This is a genomic window from Nitrosomonas ureae (assembly GCF_900108305.1).
Classification (GTDB): Bacteria; Pseudomonadota; Gammaproteobacteria; order Burkholderiales; family Nitrosomonadaceae; genus Nitrosomonas; species Nitrosomonas ureae_B.
Window position 1 is genome coordinate 21,757 of record NZ_FNUX01000002.1, and the last position, 22,048, is coordinate 43,804.

Annotated in this window: 19 protein-coding genes; 10 read left to right on the forward strand and 9 right to left on the reverse strand. The window is 49.1% G+C overall.

The features are described from left to right. The first annotated feature begins 2 nt into the window (after positions 1-2). The 3 genes from C4S39_RS01545 to C4S39_RS01555 are packed head-to-tail and all read left to right on the forward strand — an operon-like array spanning position 3 to position 1,852. Positions 3-515, forward strand: coding sequence for a type IV pilin protein (locus C4S39_RS01545; RefSeq protein WP_103965307.1), 513 nt, complete (start codon positions 3-5; stop codon positions 513-515). 8 nt (positions 516-523) lie between these two features. Next, complete coding sequence (locus C4S39_RS01550; protein WP_258039229.1) at positions 524-907, forward strand: type II secretion system protein; 384 nt, start codon at positions 524-526, stop codon at positions 905-907. 36 nt (positions 908-943) lie between these two features. After that, positions 944-1,852: a hypothetical protein gene (locus C4S39_RS01555; protein ID WP_103965309.1), complete on the forward strand. Its 909-nt coding sequence runs from the start codon at positions 944-946 to the stop codon at positions 1,850-1,852. Positions 1,853-1,941: 89 nt separating this feature from the next. Here C4S39_RS01555 and C4S39_RS01560 read toward each other — a convergent pair whose 3' ends face one another. Then, positions 1,942-2,334, reverse strand: coding sequence for a RidA family protein (locus tag C4S39_RS01560; RefSeq protein ID WP_103965310.1), 393 nt, complete (start codon positions 2,332-2,334; stop codon positions 1,942-1,944). A 115-nt stretch (positions 2,335-2,449) separates the two neighbouring features. Between C4S39_RS01560 and sbcB the strand changes: the two genes are divergently transcribed. From sbcB to C4S39_RS01575, 3 genes are all read left to right on the forward strand, one after another. Beyond that, positions 2,450-3,886, forward strand: coding sequence for an exodeoxyribonuclease I (gene sbcB, locus C4S39_RS01565; RefSeq protein ID WP_103965311.1), 1,437 nt, complete (start codon positions 2,450-2,452; stop codon positions 3,884-3,886). A 235-nt stretch (positions 3,887-4,121) separates the two neighbouring features. After that, positions 4,122-5,165 carry a type IV pilus twitching motility protein PilT gene (locus C4S39_RS01570; RefSeq protein WP_103965312.1) on the forward strand — a complete coding sequence of 348 codons (1,044 nt, stop codon included), beginning with the start codon at positions 4,122-4,124 and terminating at the stop codon, positions 5,163-5,165. Positions 5,166-5,205: 40 nt separating this feature from the next. Then, positions 5,206-6,342, forward strand: a complete 1,137-nt coding sequence (locus C4S39_RS01575; RefSeq protein WP_103965313.1) for a PilT/PilU family type 4a pilus ATPase — start codon at positions 5,206-5,208, stop codon at positions 6,340-6,342. Between the two features lie 43 nt (positions 6,343-6,385). Here the strand turns inward: C4S39_RS01575 and C4S39_RS01580 are convergent, their stop codons facing one another. The 5 genes from C4S39_RS01580 to recA form a co-directional block, all read right to left on the reverse strand. After that, positions 6,386-6,673 (reverse strand): YceK/YidQ family lipoprotein, encoded by a 288-nt coding sequence (locus C4S39_RS01580; RefSeq protein WP_219817898.1) that lies wholly within the window; start codon positions 6,671-6,673, stop codon positions 6,386-6,388. Positions 6,674-7,036: 363 nt separating this feature from the next. Beyond that, positions 7,037-9,628 carry an alanine--tRNA ligase gene (gene alaS, locus C4S39_RS01585; RefSeq protein ID WP_103965315.1) on the reverse strand — a complete coding sequence of 864 codons (2,592 nt, stop codon included), beginning with the start codon at positions 9,626-9,628 and terminating at the stop codon, positions 7,037-7,039. Continuing rightward, a complete protein-coding gene (locus C4S39_RS01590; RefSeq protein WP_103965316.1) occupies positions 9,625-9,990 on the reverse strand; it encodes a hypothetical protein in 366 nt (121 codons plus the stop codon). Before C4S39_RS01590 ends, alaS begins: the two co-directional genes overlap by 4 nt. After that, entirely contained in the window at positions 9,987-10,445 is a 459-nt protein-coding gene (gene recX, locus C4S39_RS01595) for a recombination regulator RecX (RefSeq protein WP_103965317.1), read from the reverse strand. The genes C4S39_RS01590 and recX overlap by 4 nt, the downstream gene beginning before the upstream one ends. 5 nt (positions 10,446-10,450) lie before the next feature. Continuing rightward, positions 10,451-11,485 (reverse strand): recombinase RecA, encoded by a 1,035-nt coding sequence (gene recA / locus C4S39_RS01600; RefSeq protein WP_103965318.1) that lies wholly within the window; start codon positions 11,483-11,485, stop codon positions 10,451-10,453. A gap of 229 nt (positions 11,486-11,714) precedes the next feature. On the opposite strand from recA, the gene adk reads away from it, so the two are divergent. From adk to C4S39_RS01615, 3 genes are all read left to right on the forward strand, one after another. Next, a complete protein-coding gene (adk, locus tag C4S39_RS01605; protein ID WP_103965319.1) occupies positions 11,715-12,368 on the forward strand; it encodes an adenylate kinase in 654 nt (217 codons plus the stop codon). Positions 12,369-12,501: 133 nt separating this feature from the next. Beyond that, positions 12,502-13,761 (forward strand): 6-phosphofructokinase, encoded by a 1,260-nt coding sequence (locus tag C4S39_RS01610; protein ID WP_103965320.1) that lies wholly within the window; start codon positions 12,502-12,504, stop codon positions 13,759-13,761. A 225-nt stretch (positions 13,762-13,986) separates the two neighbouring features. Next, positions 13,987-16,044, forward strand: coding sequence for a sodium-translocating pyrophosphatase (locus C4S39_RS01615; protein WP_103965321.1), 2,058 nt, complete (start codon positions 13,987-13,989; stop codon positions 16,042-16,044). Between the two features lie 113 nt (positions 16,045-16,157). On the opposite strand, the gene ppsR is transcribed toward C4S39_RS01615, so the two are convergent. From ppsR to C4S39_RS01630, 3 genes are read right to left on the reverse strand one after another with little or no spacing between them, the layout of a single operon-like run. After that, positions 16,158-16,985, reverse strand: a complete 828-nt coding sequence (ppsR, locus tag C4S39_RS01620; RefSeq protein ID WP_103965322.1) for a posphoenolpyruvate synthetase regulatory kinase/phosphorylase PpsR — start codon at positions 16,983-16,985, stop codon at positions 16,158-16,160. Next, positions 16,982-19,363, reverse strand: coding sequence for a phosphoenolpyruvate synthase (gene ppsA / locus C4S39_RS01625; protein WP_103965323.1), 2,382 nt, complete (start codon positions 19,361-19,363; stop codon positions 16,982-16,984). Before ppsA ends, ppsR begins: the two co-directional genes overlap by 4 nt. A 39-nt stretch (positions 19,364-19,402) precedes the next feature. Continuing rightward, on the reverse strand, positions 19,403-20,392 hold the full coding sequence (locus C4S39_RS01630; RefSeq protein ID WP_103965324.1) for a LysR family transcriptional regulator: 990 nt from the start codon (positions 20,390-20,392) through the stop codon (positions 19,403-19,405). A gap of 168 nt (positions 20,393-20,560) precedes the next feature. Here C4S39_RS01630 and C4S39_RS01635 point away from each other — a divergent pair, with 168 nt between their 5' ends. Continuing rightward, a complete protein-coding gene (locus tag C4S39_RS01635; protein WP_258039249.1) occupies positions 20,561-22,036 on the forward strand; it encodes a ribulose-bisphosphate carboxylase large subunit in 1,476 nt (491 codons plus the stop codon). The last annotated feature ends 12 nt before the right edge of the window (positions 22,037-22,048 follow it).

The following is a 22,048-nucleotide window of genomic DNA, read 5'->3' on the forward strand; positions in this document are numbered from 1 at the left end:
TCATGCGGAGTTCATTGACGATCTTTCGTAAGTCCAAAGGTTTCACGCTGATTGAATTGATGATTGTGGTAGCCATCATGGGAATTCTGGCGACAGCGGCGATGCCGTTGCGGGAACTCATGATAAAGCGGGAAAAGGAGCAAGAATTACGTGTCGCTCTGCGCCAGATACGCACGGCAATCGATGCGTACAAACTAGCTACCGACGAAGGGCGCATCGCCAAGAAAGTTGATGAATCCGGTTATCCTCCCAGGCTTGAAGAGCTTTATATGGGCGTTCAGGACATCAAAGATCCGAAAAAGAAAATTATCTATTTTTTGCGCCGCTTACCCCGGGACCCTATGTTCACGGAACTGGAAATTGAGGGTGTACAATTGACTCCGGCGGAAGAAACCTGGGGAAAGCGCAGTTATGAAAGCCCTTGGGATAGCCCCAAAGAAGGTGACGATGTTTTTGATGTTTTTTCACACTCGGAAGCCATCGGCATGAATGGCATCCCTTACCGGCAATGGTAACTGATCGTATGCCAGGAAATCTGCGATGGCGGGGATTTACCTTGATCGAGTTGTTAGTTGTCATGGCTATTGTCGCTACGTTATTGAGTCTTGTAGCCCCACGCTATTTCAGCTCGCTCGACAAAGCCAAAGAAGCCGTATTGCGGCAGGATCTCGTCATTATGCGCAGCGCAATCGATCAATTTTATTCCGATACCGGTAAATATCCAATCGATCTGGAGGAACTGGTGGATAAGCACTATTTACGCAGGGTTCCGCTGGATCCATTTACCGAGAGCGACAAAACCTGGATTGTCATGCCCCCCAAGAATGAATCGGAATCGGGTGTTTATGACGTTCATAGCGGTTATACAGGCCAAGCGGAGGACGGTACATACTATGAAGAATGGTAAGCGGTTCTCACGCAGTCAAATTTCTTAGGAACTGGAATGCCCCGGTTAGAAAATGGCTTCGTCTATCTCTGGGCATTATTTTCGGTCGCCCTGTCCGGAGTTATCATGGCGGGGGCGGCACAGGTATGGCAAGCCAAATCCCAGCGCGATAAGGAGGCTGAACTGCTGTTTATCGGGGAACAATTCCGCAAAGCCATCATGTCATACCACAATACCGGAACCAAGCAATACCCGGAAAAACTGGAAGACTTACTGCACGATAGCCGTGCCATCAACGTTCAACGTCATATACGTAAAATCTATCTGGACCCGATCACCAACTCGGAAGAATGGGGTCTGATCGAAGAAACCCCGGCCAATGCTCAGACAGGTGCCGCAGCATCGCAAAGCAACGCCGCGTCGAACCAAAAACCGGGGACAAATCCCAGTTCAGCCACGAATCCCGGTGCAGCATCAGGATTGGGCGCAACTTCGGGTTCCAGCGCAACCTCGAATAATCCAAACGCCGCTGCAAATCCGGGCGCAGCAGCGGGTTCCGGTTTAGCCCCTAATGCCAATCCGGCAACGGGCAGCGCTACCGGCCAGACTTCCGGCAATAATCCGGCACCAACGACCAGTTCCGGAATGAGTTCCAATATCGGGAAAAGAATCATCGGGGTATATAGTCTTTCCGAGAGGAAACCCATAAAAAAAGATAAATTTCCGGAGGTTTACGCCAAGTTCTCTGAAGCTAAAACCTATCAGGATTGGAAATTTATCTACAAACCCGGAGAAGGTACCGGTACAAAAGGAGCGGCATCGCCGCAGAATCAACCCGCAGCCCCTGGAGCGGCGCCAGCGAAAGCATCTCCCTTTTCACCGCAATCCTCTCAAGGTTCATCTGCTTCGCCATCTTCACCAGCGCCAGCTAAAGGCGGAGGCGCTTCACCTTTTGGATCGCAATAGATCAAGTAGTACACGCGCTCATTCATGGGAATTCTTACTGATTCAAGTTTTTTCCCTGACTCAGGGATATCGCGAGATATATTTCCGTATCATTCAGCCCCGGCATTGCGGTAAGCCGTTACCTGAATTTCAATCTTCATGCGGGGATCGGATAGACCGGCCGCCAGCATCATCGCCGAGGGCCTGACATCACCGAGATACTTGCGCATAACCGGCCAGCATTTCTCAAAATCTTCCGCTTTGGGAAACACATACGTAACGCGCACCACATCTTTCATGCCCGCTCCTGCTTGCTGCAATGCCGATTCGATATTCTTGAAGCATTGCTCCGCTTGTTCCAGGAGATCGTCGGAAATAGTCATTTTGCTGTAATCAAAACCGGTTGTACCGGATACCAGAATCCAATCACCTTCGACTACCGCGCGGGAATAGCCGATTTCCTTTTCAAAGGTGGAACCTGAGCTGATAAGTTTACGTGCCATAGTGTGTCCTTTTTATCTGGTTGAGAAGATTTTGCGCAAGATGCCTCTATAATGGCGCAATGCGTTATTGTAAAACGAGTTCTGAACCCGCGCTTCCAAATCTGAGTATTGACCCATGACGATGACATTTTATTGGCATGACTACGAAACGTTTGGCGCCGATCCCAGGCGTGATCGTCCGGCGCAATTTGCCGGGATACGCACCGATGAAGCGCTGAATGAAATCGGCCAGCCGCTGATGATCTATTGCAAGCCGGCGCGGGATTTCCTGCCGCATCCGGAAGCTTGCCTGCTCACCGGCATTACGCCGCAACTGGCTGATGCGCAAGGTCTGCCGGAACCGGAATTCATCGCACGCATTCATGCTGAATTGGCGCAACCGGGCACTTGCGGCGTGGGCTACAATTCGCTGCGGTTTGACGATGAAGTGACGCGCTTTACCTTGTATCGCAATTTCTACGATCCCTATGCGCGCGAATGGCAACAAGGCAATTCACGCTGGGATATCATCGACCTGGTGCGCATGACGTATGCGCTGCGCCCGGCTGGCATCACCTGGCCGCAACATGAAGACGGGCAACCCAGCTTCAAACTGGAAGATCTGGTTGCCGCCAATGGCATTTGGCATGAATCCGCACATGATGCTCTATCCGACGTGCGCGTCACGATTGCTTTGGCGCGGCTGCTGCGCACGCAACAACCACGCCTTTTTGATTGGTTGTTGCAACTGCGCGATAAACGCAAGGCTGCAGCGCAACTTGATTTAATCACGCATAACCCGGTATTGCACACCACGCGCATGTATCCGGCTAAAACCGGCTGCACATCGCTCGTCATGCCCTTGATCGTCGAGCCGGGAAACAACAACAGCGTGTTGGTGTACGACTTGCGTCATGACCCCGGAATGTTCCTGCCGTTGAATGCGGACGATCTGGCCCGGTTGCTGTTTACCCGTAACGACGACTTGCCCGAGGGCATGCAGCGGCTGCCGGTCAAATCGATAAAGATCAATAAATCCCCGGCACTGGCGCCGCGCAATACCTTGGATAATGAAGTTGCCGAACGCATCGCGCTCGATCTGGACGCATGTTACCGGCACTGGCAGACATTATGCGCAATGCCTGATTTTTTCCAGCGTGTGGCGGCTGCTTATACCAGCCGCACATTCGAATCTTCCGGCGACGTCGATGCAGCCCTGTACGACGGTTTTCTGGACAATGCGGATGCAGCATCACTAGGGCAAATACGGGCTGCATCCCCGAAGCAACTGGGAGAAATGCAATTTGATTTTCATGACAAGCGGCTGCCCGAGTTGCTGCTCCGCTACCGCGCCCGTAATTGGCCGGAAACATTAAAACCCGCAGAAGCGGAACGATGGGAATCGATGCGGTTGCAGCGTCTGACGCAAGCAGATGGCGGCGGGAGCATTACTTTTGATGAGCTTTCGACGCAGATTGCGCTATTACGCGAGACCAGAAAAGGCGATCAGCAGGTTGAGCGAATACTTGATGCGGTAAAAGATTGGAGCCATGATTTGCTAGGCTCTTCATAGTTCCTTGATCGAAAGTTAAGCCAATGTAACCTCAGAAGATATTCTTAAAAACAATCGCCAGCCAACTTTTCTCAATATTTTATTTGCTCTGTCCGTTAACAGACAAACTGATTAACGACTGATCGCATTGACAGGCAATTGAAGCACGTTCTTAAGAAAATCTGTACAGGGCAAAACAATCAGTTCTTGTAGAGCATTCCCGTTACACTTCGCATCGTCACTCAAAGGACACCTAATGAATATTGTTGAGCTACTTGCTTTTGTGGTTAAAAACAGCGCTTCCGATTTGCATTTATCCGCAGGCATGTCACCGATGATTCGGGTGCACGGTGACATCCGCCGCATCAATTTACCGGAAATGAGCCATAAGGAAGTGCACGCGATGATCTATGACATTATGAATGATGGTCAGCGCAAATTTTACGAAGAGCATCTGGAATGTGATTTTTCTTTCGCGATACCGAATCTCGCCCGTTTCCGCGTGAATGCATTCAATACACAACGCGGTGCAGCGGCGGTCATGCGGACGATTCCATCCAAGGTGCTGAGTCTGGAGGATTTACGTGCGCCCAGGATCTTCGCTGAAATTGCCAAGCAACCGCGCGGCGTTGTATTAGTGACAGGCCCCACCGGTTCAGGCAAATCGACTACGCTGGCAGCAATGATCAATGACATCAATGAAAACGAGTATGGCCATATATTGACGCTTGAAGACCCGATTGAATTTGTGCACGAAAGCAAGAAATGCCTGATCAATCAGCGCGAAGTGGGCCGGGATACCTTGAGCTTCTCGAATGCATTGCGTTCCGCATTGCGTGAAGATCCCGACATTATCCTGGTGGGTGAGTTGCGCGACCTTGAAACCATTCGTTTGGCGATGACCGCCGCCGAGACCGGTCACTTGGTATTTGGAACACTGCATACCAGTTCGGCTGCCAAAACTATCGATCGTGTCATCGACGTGTTTCCGGCGGAAGAAAAAGAAATGATTCGCGCGATGCTATCCGAATCCTTGCGCGCGGTAATTTCCCAAGCTCTGTTAAAAACCAAGGATGGCAAGGGACGCGTCGCCGCGCATGAAATTATGATCGGTACTCCGGCGATCAGAAATTTAATCCGTGAGGGCAAAGTCGCGCAGATGTATTCGGCGATACAAACGGGCCAGAACGCAGGCATGCAAACGCTGGATCAAAACCTGACCGAACTGGTAAAGCGCAATGCCGTATCAGTCGCCGAAGCCAGAACTCAAGCGATGAACAAGGACAATTTCAGGGTTTAATCGGATCAATCGGGAACATTGAAAATTTCAGGAGCAACCAGTGGATAAAGAACAAGCTGCAAAATTCATGTCAGATTTACTGCGCTTAATGCTAAGCAAGAAAGCCTCGGATTTGTTTATTACAGCCGGATTCCCGCCTGCATTCAAAATCGATGGAAAAATGACGCCGGTCTCGCAGCAATCCCTGACGGCACAGCACACCGAAATGTTAGCCAAAGCGATTATGAATGAGAAACAAGCTGGCGAATTTGAAACCTCGCAGGAATGCAATTTTGCAATTAACCCAGCGGGAATCGGACGTTTCCGCGTCAATGCGTTTGTTCAACAACAACGCGTCGGTATGGTATTACGTACGATCACCACTAAAATCCCTGAGTTTGATGATTTGGCCCTGCCGCAAGTGCTCAAGGAGGTTGTGATGAGCAAGCGCGGCCTGGTGATTTTTGTCGGCGGAACAGGTTCGGGAAAATCGACCTCCATGGCAGCATTGATCGGGCATCGCAACAAGAATAGCTATGGCCATATCATCACCATTGAAGATCCGGTCGAATATGTTCACGAACACATTAACTGTGTCATCACCCAGCGCGAAGTAGGGGTCGACACCGAATCATGGGAAGCGGCGCTGAAAAACACACTGCGGCAAGCCCCCGATGTCATATTGATCGGCGAGATCCGTGATCGTGAAACCATGGAACACGCGATTGCGTTTGCCGAAACCGGCCATCTTTGCATGGGAACATTACACGCCAACAGCGCCAACCAGGCGCTCGATCGTATCATCAATTTTTTTCCCGAAGAACGCAGGGCACAGTTATTGATGGATTTATCGCTGAATCTGCGCTCACTGGTCGCACAACGGTTGATTCCGGCTAAAGACAGCAAAGGAAGAGTTGCAGCTATCGAAGTCCTGCTCAACTCACCACTGATTTCAGACTTGATTTTTAAAGGCAATGTGCATGAAATCAAAACCATCATGAAAAGTTCGCGCGAAATGGGCATGCAAACCTTTGATATGGCGCTATTCGACCTCTATGAAGCCGGAAGAATCAGCTATGAAGATGCGTTGCGCAATGCCGACTCGATGAATGAACTGCGCCTGCAAATCAAACTCGAAGGCGCTGAAGCCAAATCACATGATCTCAATTCTGGCATTGCGCATCTGGCCATTACCTGAAAAATCAGTCTGGCACCTCTCAGGGCATGGCGCATACTGTTCTTCACTCAAGATCAAGATTGCCCTTATAAGCTTGCTCATAAATCGTATACGGCAAGATAACCGTATCCAATACACCGGATAGCACGATGTCAGCCAACGCGAATTCAGGAACTGCTCCAACCCATAGCGATGTGCGCGACGGCTTTCCACGCAAAGTACAAATATTATAAGCAACACCGCTATAAATACGTGGTATCGTTCCGCAAGGAGATTTCACACGACTAAGATCATGGCGGGCTACAGAATCATCGCGAACGACGGTATTTATGGTTCCACATCCTATGAGCAAAAAATACACCATCACATAAATAAGTGTAAACCATACTCTTTGCTTCGTTCTAATTCTCTGCAATAACTTTGAAACTGATAAGATCTTTCTCACGTTTCTCATCAACTATTTTATCTATACCGAAGACAAGACTCATCAGCTTGAAAATAAAACAAACCATACACGACTCGATTACTGCCGCAATAGTATCTCCAATTAGAAAATAAGTTATGCACGACAGAGCATAACAACCTGATTAACCAGAAAAGTTTTCTTACTAAATATAGATTTAATGTACATTATCCTAACAACGCACTCATTAATCTCGGAAATATGACATGGCTTGTATGAATAATATCCACTATTTACCACTTGATTTACAAATCATTCTTTCCTTTCAACCCAATCTCTCACACTCCCAAGCGCCGCAGGCAATTGCTCCGGTTGCGTGCCACCCGCCTGCGCCATATCCGCCCGTCCGCCACCTTTGCCACCGACTTGCTGCGCCACAAAATTGACCAGTTCGCCCGCTTTGATGCGATCCGTTAGATCCGCGCTGACACCCGCGATCAGCGTAATTTTTCCATCCGCAACGGTACTGAGCACAATGGCGCAGGTTTTGAGTTTGTCTTTCAGTTGATCCAACGTTTCGCGCAGGGTTTTGGCATCGGCGTTTTCCAGATTGACGGCCAATACTTTTATTCCATGGATGTCCTGCGCTTGCGCGGCCAGATCGGCACCTTGCGAGCTGGCAAGTTTGGTTTTAAGGCGCGCCAGCTCTCTTTCGGTTTGGCGCACGTTATCGATAATCTGCGCAATTTTTTGCGTGACTTCCTGCGGATTGGTTTTTAAAGTCTGCGCAATTTCGAGTAGTTGCGCTTCGCGTTGTTGCACATAATCGATGGCCGCTTTTCCGGTTACCGCCTCGACGCGGCGAATACCGGCAGCAACGCCGGATTCGGCAACAATTTTAAACAAGCCGATTTGACCGGCTTGCGGTACGTGCGTACCGCCGCATAATTCCGTTGAAAATTCGCCCATGCCGATGACGCGCACCACATCCGAGTATTTCTCGCCGAACAATGCCATTGCACCGCGCTTGATCGCATCGTCGTACTTCATCGTGGCCGCTTCGACGATACAATTGTTACGGATCTGATCGTTGACCAGGCGTTCGATTGCGCGGATCTCATCCGCGTTGAGTGGCATATTATGAGAAAAATCAAAGCGCGTCCGATTGGCATCGACCAGCGAGCCTTTCTGCGTCACATGCGTGCCCAATACCTCGCGTAGCGCGGCATGCAACAAATGGGTGGCGGAGTGATTATTGGCGATGCTGATACGGTTTTGCGCATTGACGCGCGCGTGCACGGTATTCTTGATCATCAGGCGTCCGCTGTGCAATTTTCCCTTATGACCAAACACGCCGGCCTGGATTTTTTGCGTATCGGTGACCTCGAAAGTGCCATTGGCGGCAAGCAATTCACCGCAATCGCCGACCTGACCGCCCGATTCGGCGTAAAAAGGCGTTTGATCCAACACCACCACGGCTTCATCCCCAGCCTCGATGGAATTCACTGCGCTACCTTGCTTGTAGAGGGCCAATATCTGGCCTTCATGCTGCAGTGTCTCGTAACCATAGAACGTAGTCTGACCGCCTGAATATTCGATACCTTCCTGCATGGTGAATTTGCTCGCGGCGCGCGCTTGTTCACGCTGACGCGCCATGGCTTGCTCGAATCCTGCGTAGTCAACGGTAATGCCGCGTTCTCGCGCGATATCAGCAGTCAGATCAATTGGAAAACCGAAGGTATCGTAGAGCCGGAATGCCGTTTCACCATCCAATACCTGGATATTCCGGCTGAGCGCGGTTTCCAGAATTTGCATGCCGTTTTCCAACGTTTCGGCAAAGCGCTCTTCTTCTTGCAGCAATACGGCGGCAACACGTGCTTTGGCAGCGGTCAGCTCAGGATAAGCTTGCCCCATCACTTGATCCAAATCTTCCACCAATTGATGAAAGAAGGGGTGTTTCTGTCCCAGCTTGTAACCATGCCGGATGGCGCGGCGAATGATGCGGCGCAACACATAGCCGCGGCCTTCGCTGCCCGGAATAACGCCGTCGGTAATCAGAAACGAGCAAGCGCGGATATGATCGGCGATGACTTTGAGCGAGTTATCGTCAAGATTGCTGGTGCTGGTCACGCGCGCCGCCGCCTTGATCAGGCTTTGAAACAGATCGATGTCGTAATTACTGTGCACATGCTGCATCACGGCAGAGATGCGCTCCAGCCCCATGCCGGTATCGACCGATGGTTTCGGCAACGGATGCAATACGCCGGCGCTGTCGCGGTTGTATTGCATGAATACCAGATTCCAGATTTCAATGTAGCGGTCACCGTCGGCATCGGCAGAACCCGGCGGACCTCCTTGAACATCCGGCCCGTGGTCATAAAAAATTTCGGAGCAAGGGCCACATGGGCCCGTATCGCCCATTTGCCAGAAATTATCCATCGTGGCAATCCGCACTATGCGGGATGATTCGACGCCGACTTCGTTCAACCAGATGCTGGCCGCTTCATCGTCCTCAGCGTAGACAGTAACCCATAATTTCTCGGGTGGAATCTTGAAGGTATTGGTCAGAAAAGCCCAGGCAAACAGAATGGCGTCGCGCTTGAAATAATCACCGAAACTAAAGTTGCCGAGCATTTCGAAGAAAGTATGATGCCTTGCCGTATAACCGACATTCTCCAGATCATTATGCTTGCCGCCGGCACGGACACAGCGTTGCGAACTGGCGGCACGCACATAAGGACGCTTATCCTGCCCGATAAAAACATCCTTGAATTGCACCATGCCTGCATTGGTGAACAAAAGCGTCGGATCATTGCCCGGCACCAAAGGGCTGGATGAGACGATAGTGTGCCCTTGCGATTCGAAAAATTCGAGAAACTTCTGCCGTATTTCGCTGCTTTTCATATTTCCTGTTGCCGCTCGTATCGTTCTAATTCAGTCACTGTCAAACCCACCGCTTCACCTTTGAAAATCGCCAAGCTTTTGACCTTAACCCGGATGGTGATTTCCTCGTTCATCTTAGGTAAATCAAACTCGGTTAGCACTGTAATTTCTCCGCTGCTGTCTTCCAGCACATACATCTTCAAATCGACAAAAGGCAAGCGCGTGGGATCCTTGGGTATGCCTTTCAATCTAACTTCCTTGCCATCGAAATCAACCGGTGCGGCATTGATTTCCTGAATCAATGTGATCCCGCCCGCATGAACCTGCAAACCCATTAGCAGTATCGCCCAGAAAAGGATTATCTTGCCCCGAATTCCCTTCATGTGCTGGCCTCATCCACCTTTGCAAGAACCTGCCGTATGGTTTCCATGGAAAAACCCCTATTCATCATAAACCGAATCTGTTTGTCGCGTTCTTCCCTGGAAACTGGCGGATGATCGAATTTCTTGCTCCAGATATTGAGCGCAGCTTCCAGCTCGGTTTCCTTGAGCGTCGGCAGAACATTGTCAATCAAATGGGAATCTATTCCTTTTGCCTTGAGTTCATGAACAATTCGATGACTTCCGAAGCGCGCTCGCCGAGTACGCGCAATCTGCTCCACCGCGCGCTTCTCGGACAGATAACCCTGCTGTTCCAACTTATCCAATACCTCTGCAAGCACGTCCATTCCACAGAATTCCATATGCGCGACAAGCTTCCGCTCCAACTCCTGGCGTGAATGCTCACGCCGGGCAAGCATGCGCAGTGCGCGAATTTCCAGAGGAGTACGGGCATTCACAAAACTTATTTCTCTTTTTCAATTTTTTCTTTCACGGAACTGGCTTGATCCGCAATGCCTACAATCGATCGAATTTTCTGTTCAATTTCCTGAGCGATATCTTTATGTTCTTTCAGGTAATCACGCACATTATCTTTGCCCTGACCTATTTTCTCGCCTTTATAGGCATACCAGGCTCCCGCTTTGTCGATCAGTTTATGCAATACGCCCAGTTCGATAATTTCGCTCTCGCGCGAAATTCCTTCGCCATAAAGAATATCAAAATCCGCTTGCTTGAAGGGGGGTGCAACTTTATTCTTGACCACTTTCACACGGGTTTCATTACCGATGGTTTCGTCACCTTTCTTGATCGATCCGGTGCGGCGAATATCCAGACGTACCGAAGCGTAAAATTTTAGCGCATTCCCACCCGTGGTGGTTTCAGGGTTACCGAACATAACCCCGATTTTCATACGGATCTGGTTGATAAAGATAACCATCGTATTGCTGCGCTTGATGTTGGCCGTTAATTTACGCAGCGCTTGAGACATCAGACGTGCCTGCAGACCCATTTGCGGATCACCCATGTCGCCCTCGATTTCTGCCCGCGGCGTAAGTGCGGCAACGGAATCGATCACGATAATATCGACGGAACCGGAACGCACCAGCATATCGGCGATTTCCAACGCCTGCTCACCATTATCCGGTTGAGAGATCAATAATTCCTTCACGTTGACGCCAATTTTTTGTGCGTACTGAGGATCCAATGCGTGCTCCGCATCAATAAAAGCCGCCGTACCCCCCACTTTTTGCATTTCAGCGATAACCTGGAGCGTCAATGTCGTTTTTCCTGAAGATTCAGGCCCATAAATTTCAACAATCCGTCCGCGAGGCAGTCCCCCTACTCCCAGTGCAATATCAAGCCCCAGCGACCCGGTTGACACGACCTGTATATCATAAGCGACATCGTTAGCGCCCAACCGCATGATAGAACCCTTACCAAACTGTTTCTCGATTTGGGCCAGGGCAACGTCAAGCGCTTTACTTCTGTTTTCGTCCATGATTTATCCTGTTAAGAGTCAATTGGATTATTATCGCATAACCTATTTGGTATCAATGTAACTTGTTATGGCAGATTGTTTAACTTTACGATATAACATAGTAAGATACTCGAGTATGTGGTCGGCCTGCGATATAATTACCCATGCGGGCGTTGAAATGGCAGAAAAACTTTGTACTTTGTCTCTGCGTTCAATAAATAATACTAATCGGCAATAAAGGGGAATAGCTATCCGAGTCATTTTGTTAGGCGGTCCAGGTGCTGGAAAAGGCACTCAAGCCAATTATATCAAGGAACATTTCGGTGTTCCGCAAATTTCTACCGGTGATATGTTGCGCAACGCCGTGAAGGCAGGTACGGAATTGGGCATCATGGCGAAAAAGATCATGGATTCCGGCGGATTGGTTTCTGATGACATCATCATTAACCTGGTCAAAGAGCGCATCGCGCAACCAGATTGTGCGAATGGCTTTCTATTTGACGGTTTTCCCCGCACGATTCCACAGGCCGAAGCGATGAAAACAGCAGGCGTGCCGATTGATTTTGTAGTTGAGATTGATGTTGATGATGCTGAAATCATTAAACGCATGTCGGGCCGGAGAATACATCCCGCTTCTGGCCGTACTTATCATGTGGATTTCAATCCACCCAAATCAGCCGGCCTGGACGACGTAACGGATGAACCCCTTATACAGCGCGATGATGATAAGGAAGAAACGGTCAGAAAACGATTGGAGGTCTATCACGAACAGACAGAACCGCTGGTGGCGTATTATTCACAGTGGTCGGCACACGGCGGAGGAGACGCGCCCCGCTATATCAAAATAGCCGGGATAGGTACAGTTGAGAAAATTCGCGATCAGATTATTGCAGCACTCAAATAAATTTAATACTCGTCCATTCATTCACACAACAGGTTTGAACCGCAGAACTCAGGATGCAAGCAATGGCACCTGAGTTTTTGTATGTAAAGATTTAGCAATACTTGCTTACGATTTAATCAATCAGGAGAAAAACATGGCAATTAAAAATGCATTTTATGCCCAATCCGGCGGTGTGACAGCGGTCATTAACGCTTCTGCGGCTGGTGTTCTGGAAACAGCGCGTCAGCATACTGATAAAATTGGCACCGTTTATGCAGGTCGCAACGGTATTATCGGCGCGTTGACCGAAGATCTCATTGATACCAGTGCCGATTCGGCTGCAGCGATTGCCGCGTTACGCTACACGCCATCTGGCGCGTTTGGTTCTTGTCGCTATAAATTGAAGAGTCTGGAGCAAAACCGGCGCGAATACGAACGTTTGATCGAAGTATTCAAAGCGCACGATATCGGGTACTTTTTCTACAACGGCGGTGGTGATTCGGCAGATACCTGTCTGAAGGTTTCGCAGATATCAGACACGCTGGGCTATCCGATTCAGGCGATTCATGTTCCCAAAACGGTTGATAATGATTTGCCAATCACGGATTGCTGCCCGGGCTTTGGCTCAGTCGCCAAATACATCGCGGTTTCCACGCGCGAAGCCAGCTTTGATGTAGCCAGCATGTCCAAGACTTCCACCAAGGTTTTTGTGCTTGAAGTAATGGGACGCCATGCGGGATGGATCGCTGCTGCAGGTGGTTTGGCATCCAGCCCGGGATGTGAGATCCCGATCGTGATTCTGTTCCCGGAAGTAACTTTCAATAAGGAAAAGTTTCTTGCCACAGTGGATCGCTATGTCAAGGAATACGGATACTGTTCGGTAGTGGTCTCAGAAGGCGTTAAAGGAGAAGATGGTAATTTCTTGTCCGATCAGGGTCTGCGTGATGCATTCGGGCATGCGCAATTAGGCGGAGTTGCTCCGGTAGTGGCCAATATCATCAAAGATGGCTTGGGCCTGAAATATCACTGGGGGGTTGCAGATTATCTGCAACGTGCAGCACGTCACATTGCCTCCAAAACTGATGTTGAGCAAGCCTATGCCATGGGCAAGGCAGCCGTGGAATATGCTCTGGCGGGACACAATTCGGTAATGCCTACCATCGTGCGCGAATCCAGTTCACCTTATAAATGGTCGGTAGGGATGGCACAGCTATCCAATGTTGCAAATGTTGAAAAAATGATGCCGGATAATTTTATTAGCGAAGATGGATTTGGCATTACCCAGGCATGCCGCGAGTACTTGGCGCCACTGATTGAAGGCGAAGATTATCCGCCCTATAAGGATGGCTTGCCGGACTATGTACGACTCAAGAATGTTGCTGTTCCAAAGAAACTGGGTGAATTCACAATCTAGTTATCAGCAAAAATAAGATTGCTTAAGGTGTTGTATGAAAGCCAAACAATTTGATTTCAATCATCTAGCAATCTAAATTTCATAAATATTTGATACATTCAGCAAGCAAGAACAGATAAAATACAGCCTGATTTCTGATTTTTTGCAAGTGGTTAATAATGTGGAGTTAATTAGGCCAGGATTTCACATTTGATTTTTATGGTCTGACTTTAATTGGAGTTCTCTATGGCTAGTGGTTTAGTTATCGCAATTCTCAGTGCGATTGTAGCCCTGATATTCAGTGGTATATGGATTAAGGGTATTTTTGATCAATCTACAGGCAACCAGCGTATGCAAGAAATTGCAAAAGCTATTCAAGAAGGTGCCTCCGCATATCTAAAACGTCAGTACATGACAATCGGCATGGTGGGCGGAGTATTGTTTTTTGCGCTCTGGATAGCGCTCGGTTGGGACACGGCTATTGGTTTTGCTCTAGGCGCAGTTCTTTCAGGTGCCGCAGGTTTTCTGGGGATGACGGTCTCAGTTCAATCAAATGTGCGTACTGCTCAGGCAGCAAGCATTGGATTGAATGAAGCGCTTGCGATTGCTTTCCGAGGCGGCGCAGTGACCGGAATGCTGGTTGTTGGCTTAGGTCTGCTGGGTGTTGCCGGATACTGTGCCATGCTGTTTGATGGCGCTGATCCCAATCAATCTGTCAGTGATGTTATCAAGCCACTGATTGGTTTTGCATTCGGCGGATCTTTGATTTCCATTTTTGCGCGGCTGGGTGGAGGGATATTCACCAAAGGTGCCGATGTGGGTGCGGATCTGGTCGGTAAAGTCGAGGCCGGGATTCCTGAAGATGATCCTCGCAACCCAGCCGTCATTGCTGATAACGTGGGTGATAACGTAGGTGACTGTGCGGGTATGGCAGCGGATTTGTTTGAAACCTACGCGGTTACCATTATTGCAACCATGATACTGGGCGCATTATTGTTTACTGCAAACGCAACCAGTGCGGTTATATTTCCACTGATGCTCGGTGCAGTATCGATTATCGCTTCGATTGTCGGCTGTTATTACGTCAAGATGCGTGATGGCGGCACCATCATGAATGCACTTTATCGCGGCCTGGCTGTTGCGGGTGGTATCGCTTTGTTAGCGTACCTGCCGGTGACCGTTTGGTTTATGAGTGATATGTCACTAATCGTGGATGGCACGGAGATTGCGGGCGGTATGCTGGTTCTGCGCGTATTTCTGGCTGCTGCAATCGGCCTGGCGTTGACCGGACTGATGGTTGTAATTACTGAATACTACACTTCCACCGATTATCCACCGGTTCAACATATTGCTGAAGCTTCCACTACCGGACATGCAACCAATATTATTGCCGGCTTGGGTGTTTCAATGCGTGCAACCGCAGCACCGGTTCTGGCAGTGTGTATCAGTATCTTGCTGGCATATGCACTGGCAGGCCTGTATGGTATTGCGATTGCTGCAACATCCATGCTATCGATGACAGGTATTATTGTGGCACTGGATGCATACGGCCCGATTACCGATAACGCAGGCGGTATTGCTGAAATGGCAGAAATGCCCGATTCAGTGCGCGCCATCACCGACCCTCTGGATGCGGTTGGCAATACGACTAAAGCGGTTACCAAAGGTTACGCGATCGGCTCGGCAGGGCTAGCAGCCTTAGTATTGTTTGCCGACTACACCCATGCTCTGGAGCACGCGGGATTCGAGTTATCCTTCGATTTATCCAATCACATGGTGATTATCGGCTTGTTCATCGGCGGTATGATTCCTTACTTGTTTGGTGCCATGTCGATGGAAGCCGTTGGACGTGCCGCAGGATCGGTGGTGATCGAAGTACGCCGTCAATTCAAGGAAATTCCTGGCATTATGGAAGGTACAGCCAAACCGGATTATTCACGCGCCGTAGATATGCTGACTAAAGCAGCGATCAAGGAAATGATGATTCCTTCGTTATTGCCCGTACTGATTCCTTTGCTGGTCGGTGTAATCCTGGGACCGCAAGCTCTGGGTGGCGTATTGATGGGCTCTATCGTGACCGGCCTGTTCGTGGCCATTTCGATGACAACCGGCGGCGGCGCTTGGGATAATGCCAAAAAGCACATTGAAGACGGACATTTTGGCGGCAAAGGCAGCGAAGCCCACAAAGCCTCGGTAACAGGCGATACCGTAGGTGATCCTTACAAGGACACGGCTGGCCCGGCAATTAATCCATTGATCAAAATCATCAACATTGTGGCATTGTTGATCATTCCTCTGCTATAACGATCATCAATTAATTCATTCACTAAAGCTAAAGCACATCAGGCAACTGATGTGCTTTTTTATTTGATCATGTAAATTTACTCTGTGCTCAGGCACAGGCTTGAAGAATTGAATCACCCGTACAATTGCCTTCTCAGCCCACACCTATTCAATATAATTGCGCTGATTTCTTCGATTGAAATGCGCGTGGTATCCAAATAGGGAATATCGAACTGGCGAAACAGCGCTTCCTGCCATTGCAATTCTCGCTGACATTGCGCAAGCGATGCATATTCGCTGTCTGGACGGCGTTGCTGGCGGATGAAATGCAGCTGCGCCGGCGTTAAAGTCAAGCCGAACAGTTTACTGCGCACATTTTCCAGTATTTTGGGAATCTGTTGAATAATCATGTCATCCGGGGTTAGCGGATAATTCGCGGCAGCGATACCATATTGCAATCCCAAGTAAAGACAAGTGGGTGTTTTACCGGAACGCGAGACACCAATCAGAATGATATCGGCCTCAGCGTAATGCTTGGGATTGACACCGTCATCATGCGCCAACACATAATTGACCGCGGCAATGCGTTTGAAATACGATAGATGATGCTGACCGTGGGAACGCCCGGCTATACGTATAAACGGCTGATGCAGCTCCTCTTCGATGGAATGAATGAAAGTTTCAAAAAAATCATACATGCGGCAGTTGGCCTGTTTAATGACCTCGAGAATCTCAGGCTTCAACAAGGTACTAAAAACCAAAGGCCGGTAACCATCATCTACAGCCGCCTGATTAATCTGCACCAGCACAGCCCGGGCTTGCTCGATATCATCCAGAAACGGCACGTTGACAGTGCTCCATTTGATATCGTCAAATTGCGTTAGCAGACTGTGTCCGAGTGTTTCCGCGGTAATACCGGTACGGTCGGACAAGTAAAAAACAGTGCGTTTCTGCGGCGTCATGATTCGCTCAGTTTTGCCAGATCAAGCCAGGTTTGCAGCACCGAATCGGGGTTTAGCGATAAGCTGCTGATACCCTGTTCATACAGCCAGGCGGCAAAATCCGGGTAATCCGAAGGGCCTTGCCCGCAAATGCCGATATACTTTCCTTGCTTATGACAAGCATCGATAGCCATTTTCAGCAGTTTCCTGACCGCCGGGTTGCGTTCGTCAAACACATGAGCAACAAGGCTTGAGTCGCGATCAATTCCCAGCGTCAATTGCGTCATGTCGTTGGAACCGATGGAAAAACCATCAAAGAACTGTAAAAATTCTTCCGCCAATACTGCATTGGAAGGAATCTCGCACATCATGATTAGCCGCAAACCATTCTGCCCCCGCGCCAATCCATGCGATGCAAGCAACAAGGTTACCTGCTCAGCTTCCTCCAGCGTACGGCAGAACGGAATCATGATTTCAACATTGGTCAGTCCCATCTCGTCGCGTACTTTGCGTAATGCCTGGCATTCGAGTTCAAAACAATCACGAAAGGCAGCCGACACATAGCGCGAAGCACCGCGAAAACCGATCATCGGGTTTTCTTCTTGAGGCTCATAACGATTTCCCGCAACCAGATTCGCATACTCATTTGATTTAAAGTCGGACGTGCGCACAATCACCGCATGCGGATAAAATGCCGCCGCCAGCGTAGCAATGCCCTCGACCAATTTCTCAACATAAAAGTCAACGGGGCTTTGATAGCCTGCAATACGGGTGCCAATATCCTGTTTCAGCGTATCGGGCAGCCGATCGAATTCCAGCAACGCCTTGGGATGAATGCCGATCATGTTATTGATAATAAATTCCAGCCGAGCCAATCCGACTCCTTGATTCGGCATGCGCGAAAAAGAAAAAGCATGTGACGGATTACCCACATTTATCATCATCTTGACCGGCAAATCCGGCAACTGGCCGGTATCGGACGTGGTATGCTCGAATGGCAGCATCCCTTCATAGACAAATCCAGTATCACCTTCTGCGCAGGACACTGTCACGTCCATTCCATCTTTGATCGACCCGGTTGCATCGCCGCAACCAACCACCGCCGGAATACCCATTTCCCTGGCTATAATAGCCGCATGGCAGGTGCGCCCGCCACGGTTGGTCACAATGGCCGATGCACGTTTCATGATCGGTTCCCAATCGGGATCAGTCATATCCGTCACCAGCACATCGCCCGGCCGGATTTTATGCATCTGATCCGCCCCCATGATCAAACGCGCTGCTCCCTGACCAATCTTGCTGCCGATCGAACGGCCTTCGGTCAACACTACACCCCTGCTCGTAAGTTTGTATCGATCCAGAACCGTCGTAATACGGCTTTCTACGGTTTCCGGGCGCGCCTGCACAATGTACAACTGCTGATCCAGTCCGTCTAATGCCCATTCGATATCCATAGGGCGGCCATAGTGCTGCTCGATGATCATGGCTTGGCGCGCCAATGCCTCCACCTGGGTATCCGATAGAGAAAAACGCGTACGCCGCTCATGCTCGACATCGCGTGTCAGCGTGAATGAATCCGTTGCATTTGTGCTATCGCCATAAATCATCTCAATGGCTTTGGTGCCTAAACGTCGCGATAGAATGGCAGGCTTACCAGCCGTAAGTCCGCGTTTGTAGACATAGAATTCATCCGGATTGACAGTGCCCTGCACAATGGTTTCACCCAGCCCATACGCCGATGTAATGAAAACCACGTCCCGGAAACCGGATTCAGTATCCAGGGTAAACATCACCCCGCTCGCACCCAGGTCGCTACGTACCATTTTCTGAATTCCGGCAGACAAATACACTTTGTCGTGAGGAAAATTCTGATGTACGCGATACGCAATCGCCCGGTCGTTATACAGTGAAGCAAATACTATCTTGACCGCTTCCATGATTTGATCCAGTCCGCGGACATTCAGCAATGTTTCCTGCTGGCCGGCAAATGAGGCATCGGCCAAGTCCTCGGCAGTCGCTGAAGAACGCACGGCAAATGAAACCTCATCGCGCTTCTCGTCATGGGCAACCAGTATTTCGTAAGCTTGTGCTATCGCTTGTACAATAGTGGCCGGCAAGGTGGCATCCAGCACCCATTTCCGAATAGTTCTGCCGGCGGCAGTCAGCGCATTGATGTCATCAACATCCAGTTCATTCAGTAAATGATTGATGCGGTCGGCCAATCCATTAACGATCAAAAATTCACGGTATGCCTGCGTTGTAGTGGCAAAGCCTGCTGGCACACTAACACCCGCTTGCGCAAGATGACTGATCATTTCCCCCAGCGAGGCATTCTTACCGCCAACCAGGTTTATATCTTTCATCGTCAATTGACCAAACCAGGCAATATATTGAGTCATTGTTAAATTCCTATCCGTAAATATATCAAAAGTAATTTCTCAATTACGCTGACGCACCCCACCGGATCTTATGTTTGTCTCATTTTTTAATAATGGGCAATGTCCGGAAGTCACGTGGCGGCATATCAAATTATCGAGCAAACTATTAGCCTGCCGCAAATAGCTCAGGAATGTCTGCGCTACAATCGACAACTGCTTGCCGGATGAATAAGCGAAATACCAATGACGTTCAATCGGAAATCCTTCAACATCCAGTATCGCAAGCTGCCCTACCTGCGCATCAAGCGCCAGAGTATGTCGCGATAATACGGCAACACCCAATCTGCCTGCGACGGTTTGCTTAATCGCTTCGTTGCTACCTAACTCCATGCGAACCTTCAGCTTCTTATTATGTTTTGAGAAAAAAAGCTCGGTTGCTATTCTTGTTCCGGAGCCTGGCTCTCGCATAATAAAGGGTTCATCACAAATGCGCTCAATGGTGATATTTTTTTTAGTTGCCAATGGATGATCTGCAGCTGCCAGTACAACCAATTGATTATCAAGAAAAATTTCTACCACCGCATCAACGGCGTCTGGAACTTGACCTAAGATATAAAGATCATCTTGATTACCTGTTAATCGCTCCAGGATATGCTCGCGATTCGTCACTTTCAGTGCAACGTCTATGCCAGGGTATTTCTGGCAGAACATGCCCAATAATCGCGGAACGAAGTATTTTGCGGTAGTTACTACCGCGAGCCGAAGTTTCCCTGATTTCAATCCCTTCATGTTAGAGGCAATCATCTCGAAACGGGAGAAATGGTCAAAAATGCCCAGACAGGTTTGATATAACTCTTCTCCCGCATCGGTCAGATAGATTCTTTTGCCGACTTGCTCAAACAAAGGTAAACCAATCTCTTCGGTCAATTTCTTGACTTGCATCGATACTGTCGGTTGTGTCAGAAATAATTCCTCAGCTGCTCGGGTAAAACTCTTCAACCGAGCAATCGCTTCAAAAACCTCAAGCTGCCGTAACGTGCTATGACGCATAAAGCCCCCTGTATTTCTCTACAATCTATAGAGAAAAGTCTATTATAACTATCGAAACAATTGATTGTTATTTATCATTTGGCGATTCTACACTATATCTGCCCCGCTGTTAGATACCTCCTAACTAGAAGTATATAGCGTGGTTTTATCAATTACCTGGAGAATATGATGGCTTCACAAACGATGAAAGAAGGTAAGGAACGTTACCAATCAGGAGTTATTCCGTACAAAAAAATGGGTTACTGGGAACCTGCCTATGTACCCAAAGACACGGATGTTATCGCCATGTTCCGTATTACACCACAACCCGGTGTGGATCATGAAGAAGCTGCAGCTGCAGTTGCTGGTGAATCTTCCACCGCGACCTGGACCGTAGTATGGACTGACCGACTAACCGCTTGTGAGCTTTATCGTGCCAAAGCATATAAGTCTGAGCTGGTACCCAACACAGGCCCGGGTACCAATAACGAGGCGCAATACTTTGCCTATATCGCCTATGACATCGATTTATTCGAAGAAGGCTCGATCGCAAACTTAACCGCGTCCATTATCGGTAACGTGTTTGGCTTCAAAGCGGTCAAGGCGCTGCGTCTTGAAGATATGCGCATTCCCGTAGCTTACCTGAAAACTTTTCAAGGCCCTGCAACGGGCATCGTGGTTGAGCGCGAACGTTTGGATAAATTCGGCCGCCCATTGCTTGGCGCCACCACCAAACCTAAATTAGGCCTCTCGGGCAGGAACTATGGCCGCGTGGTTTACGAAGGGCTTAAAGGCGGCCTGGATTTCATGAAAGATGATGAGAATATTAATTCGCAACCTTTTATGCATTGGCGCGATCGTTTCCTGTATTGCATGGAAGCAGTGAACAAGGCATCTGCCGCTACCGGTGAAGTCAAAGGGCATTATTTGAATGTTACCGCCGGCACCATGGAAGACATGTATGAAAGAGCGGAGTTTGCAAAGTCTCTGGGCTCAGTCATCGTCATGATCGATTTGGTGATCGGTTATACCGCGATTCAGTCGATGGCAAAATGGGCACGCAGAAACGACATGATATTGCATTTGCATCGCGCGGGTAATTCGACTTATTCACGCCAAAAAAATCACGGTATGAATTTTCGCGTCATTTGTAAGTGGATGCGCATGGCGGGCGTCGATCATATTCACGCAGGCACAGTTGTTGGTAAATTGGAAGGTGATCCGCTTATGATTAAAGGTTTTTACGATACTTTACGCGAAACACATACTGAAAAAAGCCTGGAACATGGATTGTTCTTTGATCAGGACTGGGCATCACTGAATAAATGTATGCCGGTTGCTTCAGGTGGTATCCATGCAGGCCAGATGCATCAGTTGCTCGATTATCTCGGCGAAGATGTGATACTGCAGTTCGGTGGCGGCACCATTGGACACCCTCAAGGCATTCAGGCTGGTGCAGTAGCAAACCGTGTAGCACTCGAAGCTATGGTTATGGCGCGCAATGAAGGTCGGGATTACGTAAAAGAAGGCCCACAAATTCTTGCAGATGCAGCGAAATGGTGCACGCCGCTCAAACAAGCATTGGATACGTGGAAAGATATCACCTTTAATTACGACTCCACAGATACCGCTGACTTTGTGCCTTCCACAACTGCAAACGCTTAATCTTTTCAGGAG

What these genes read in the sequence shown, in the direction of transcription:
- C4S39_RS01545 (WP_103965307.1), top strand. Translation starts at nt 3, where the DNA reads ATGCGGAGTTCATTGACGATCTTTCGTAAGTCCAAAGGTTTCACGCTG.
- C4S39_RS01550 (WP_258039229.1), top strand. Translation starts at nt 524, where the DNA reads ATGCCAGGAAATCTGCGATGGCGGGGATTTACCTTGATCGAGTTGTTA.
- C4S39_RS01555 (WP_103965309.1), top strand. Translation starts at nt 944, where the DNA reads ATGCCCCGGTTAGAAAATGGCTTCGTCTATCTCTGGGCATTATTTTCG.
- C4S39_RS01560 (WP_103965310.1), bottom strand. Translation starts at nt 2,334, where the DNA reads ATGGCACGTAAACTTATCAGCTCAGGTTCCACCTTTGAAAAGGAAATC.
- sbcB (WP_103965311.1), top strand. Translation starts at nt 2,450, where the DNA reads ATGACGATGACATTTTATTGGCATGACTACGAAACGTTTGGCGCCGAT.
- C4S39_RS01570 (WP_103965312.1), top strand. Translation starts at nt 4,122, where the DNA reads ATGAATATTGTTGAGCTACTTGCTTTTGTGGTTAAAAACAGCGCTTCC.
- alaS (WP_103965315.1), bottom strand. Translation starts at nt 9,628, where the DNA reads ATGAAAAGCAGCGAAATACGGCAGAAGTTTCTCGAATTTTTCGAATCG.
- C4S39_RS01590 (WP_103965316.1), bottom strand. Translation starts at nt 9,990, where the DNA reads ATGAAGGGAATTCGGGGCAAGATAATCCTTTTCTGGGCGATACTGCTA.
- recA (WP_103965318.1), bottom strand. Translation starts at nt 11,485, where the DNA reads ATGGACGAAAACAGAAGTAAAGCGCTTGACGTTGCCCTGGCCCAAATC.
- C4S39_RS01610 (WP_103965320.1), top strand. Translation starts at nt 12,502, where the DNA reads ATGGCAATTAAAAATGCATTTTATGCCCAATCCGGCGGTGTGACAGCG.
- C4S39_RS01615 (WP_103965321.1), top strand. Translation starts at nt 13,987, where the DNA reads ATGGCTAGTGGTTTAGTTATCGCAATTCTCAGTGCGATTGTAGCCCTG.
- ppsR (WP_103965322.1), bottom strand. Translation starts at nt 16,985, where the DNA reads ATGACGCCGCAGAAACGCACTGTTTTTTACTTGTCCGACCGTACCGGT.
- ppsA (WP_103965323.1), bottom strand. Translation starts at nt 19,363, where the DNA reads ATGACTCAATATATTGCCTGGTTTGGTCAATTGACGATGAAAGATATA.
- C4S39_RS01630 (WP_103965324.1), bottom strand. Translation starts at nt 20,392, where the DNA reads ATGCGTCATAGCACGTTACGGCAGCTTGAGGTTTTTGAAGCGATTGCT.
- C4S39_RS01635 (WP_258039249.1), top strand. Translation starts at nt 20,561, where the DNA reads ATGGCTTCACAAACGATGAAAGAAGGTAAGGAACGTTACCAATCAGGA.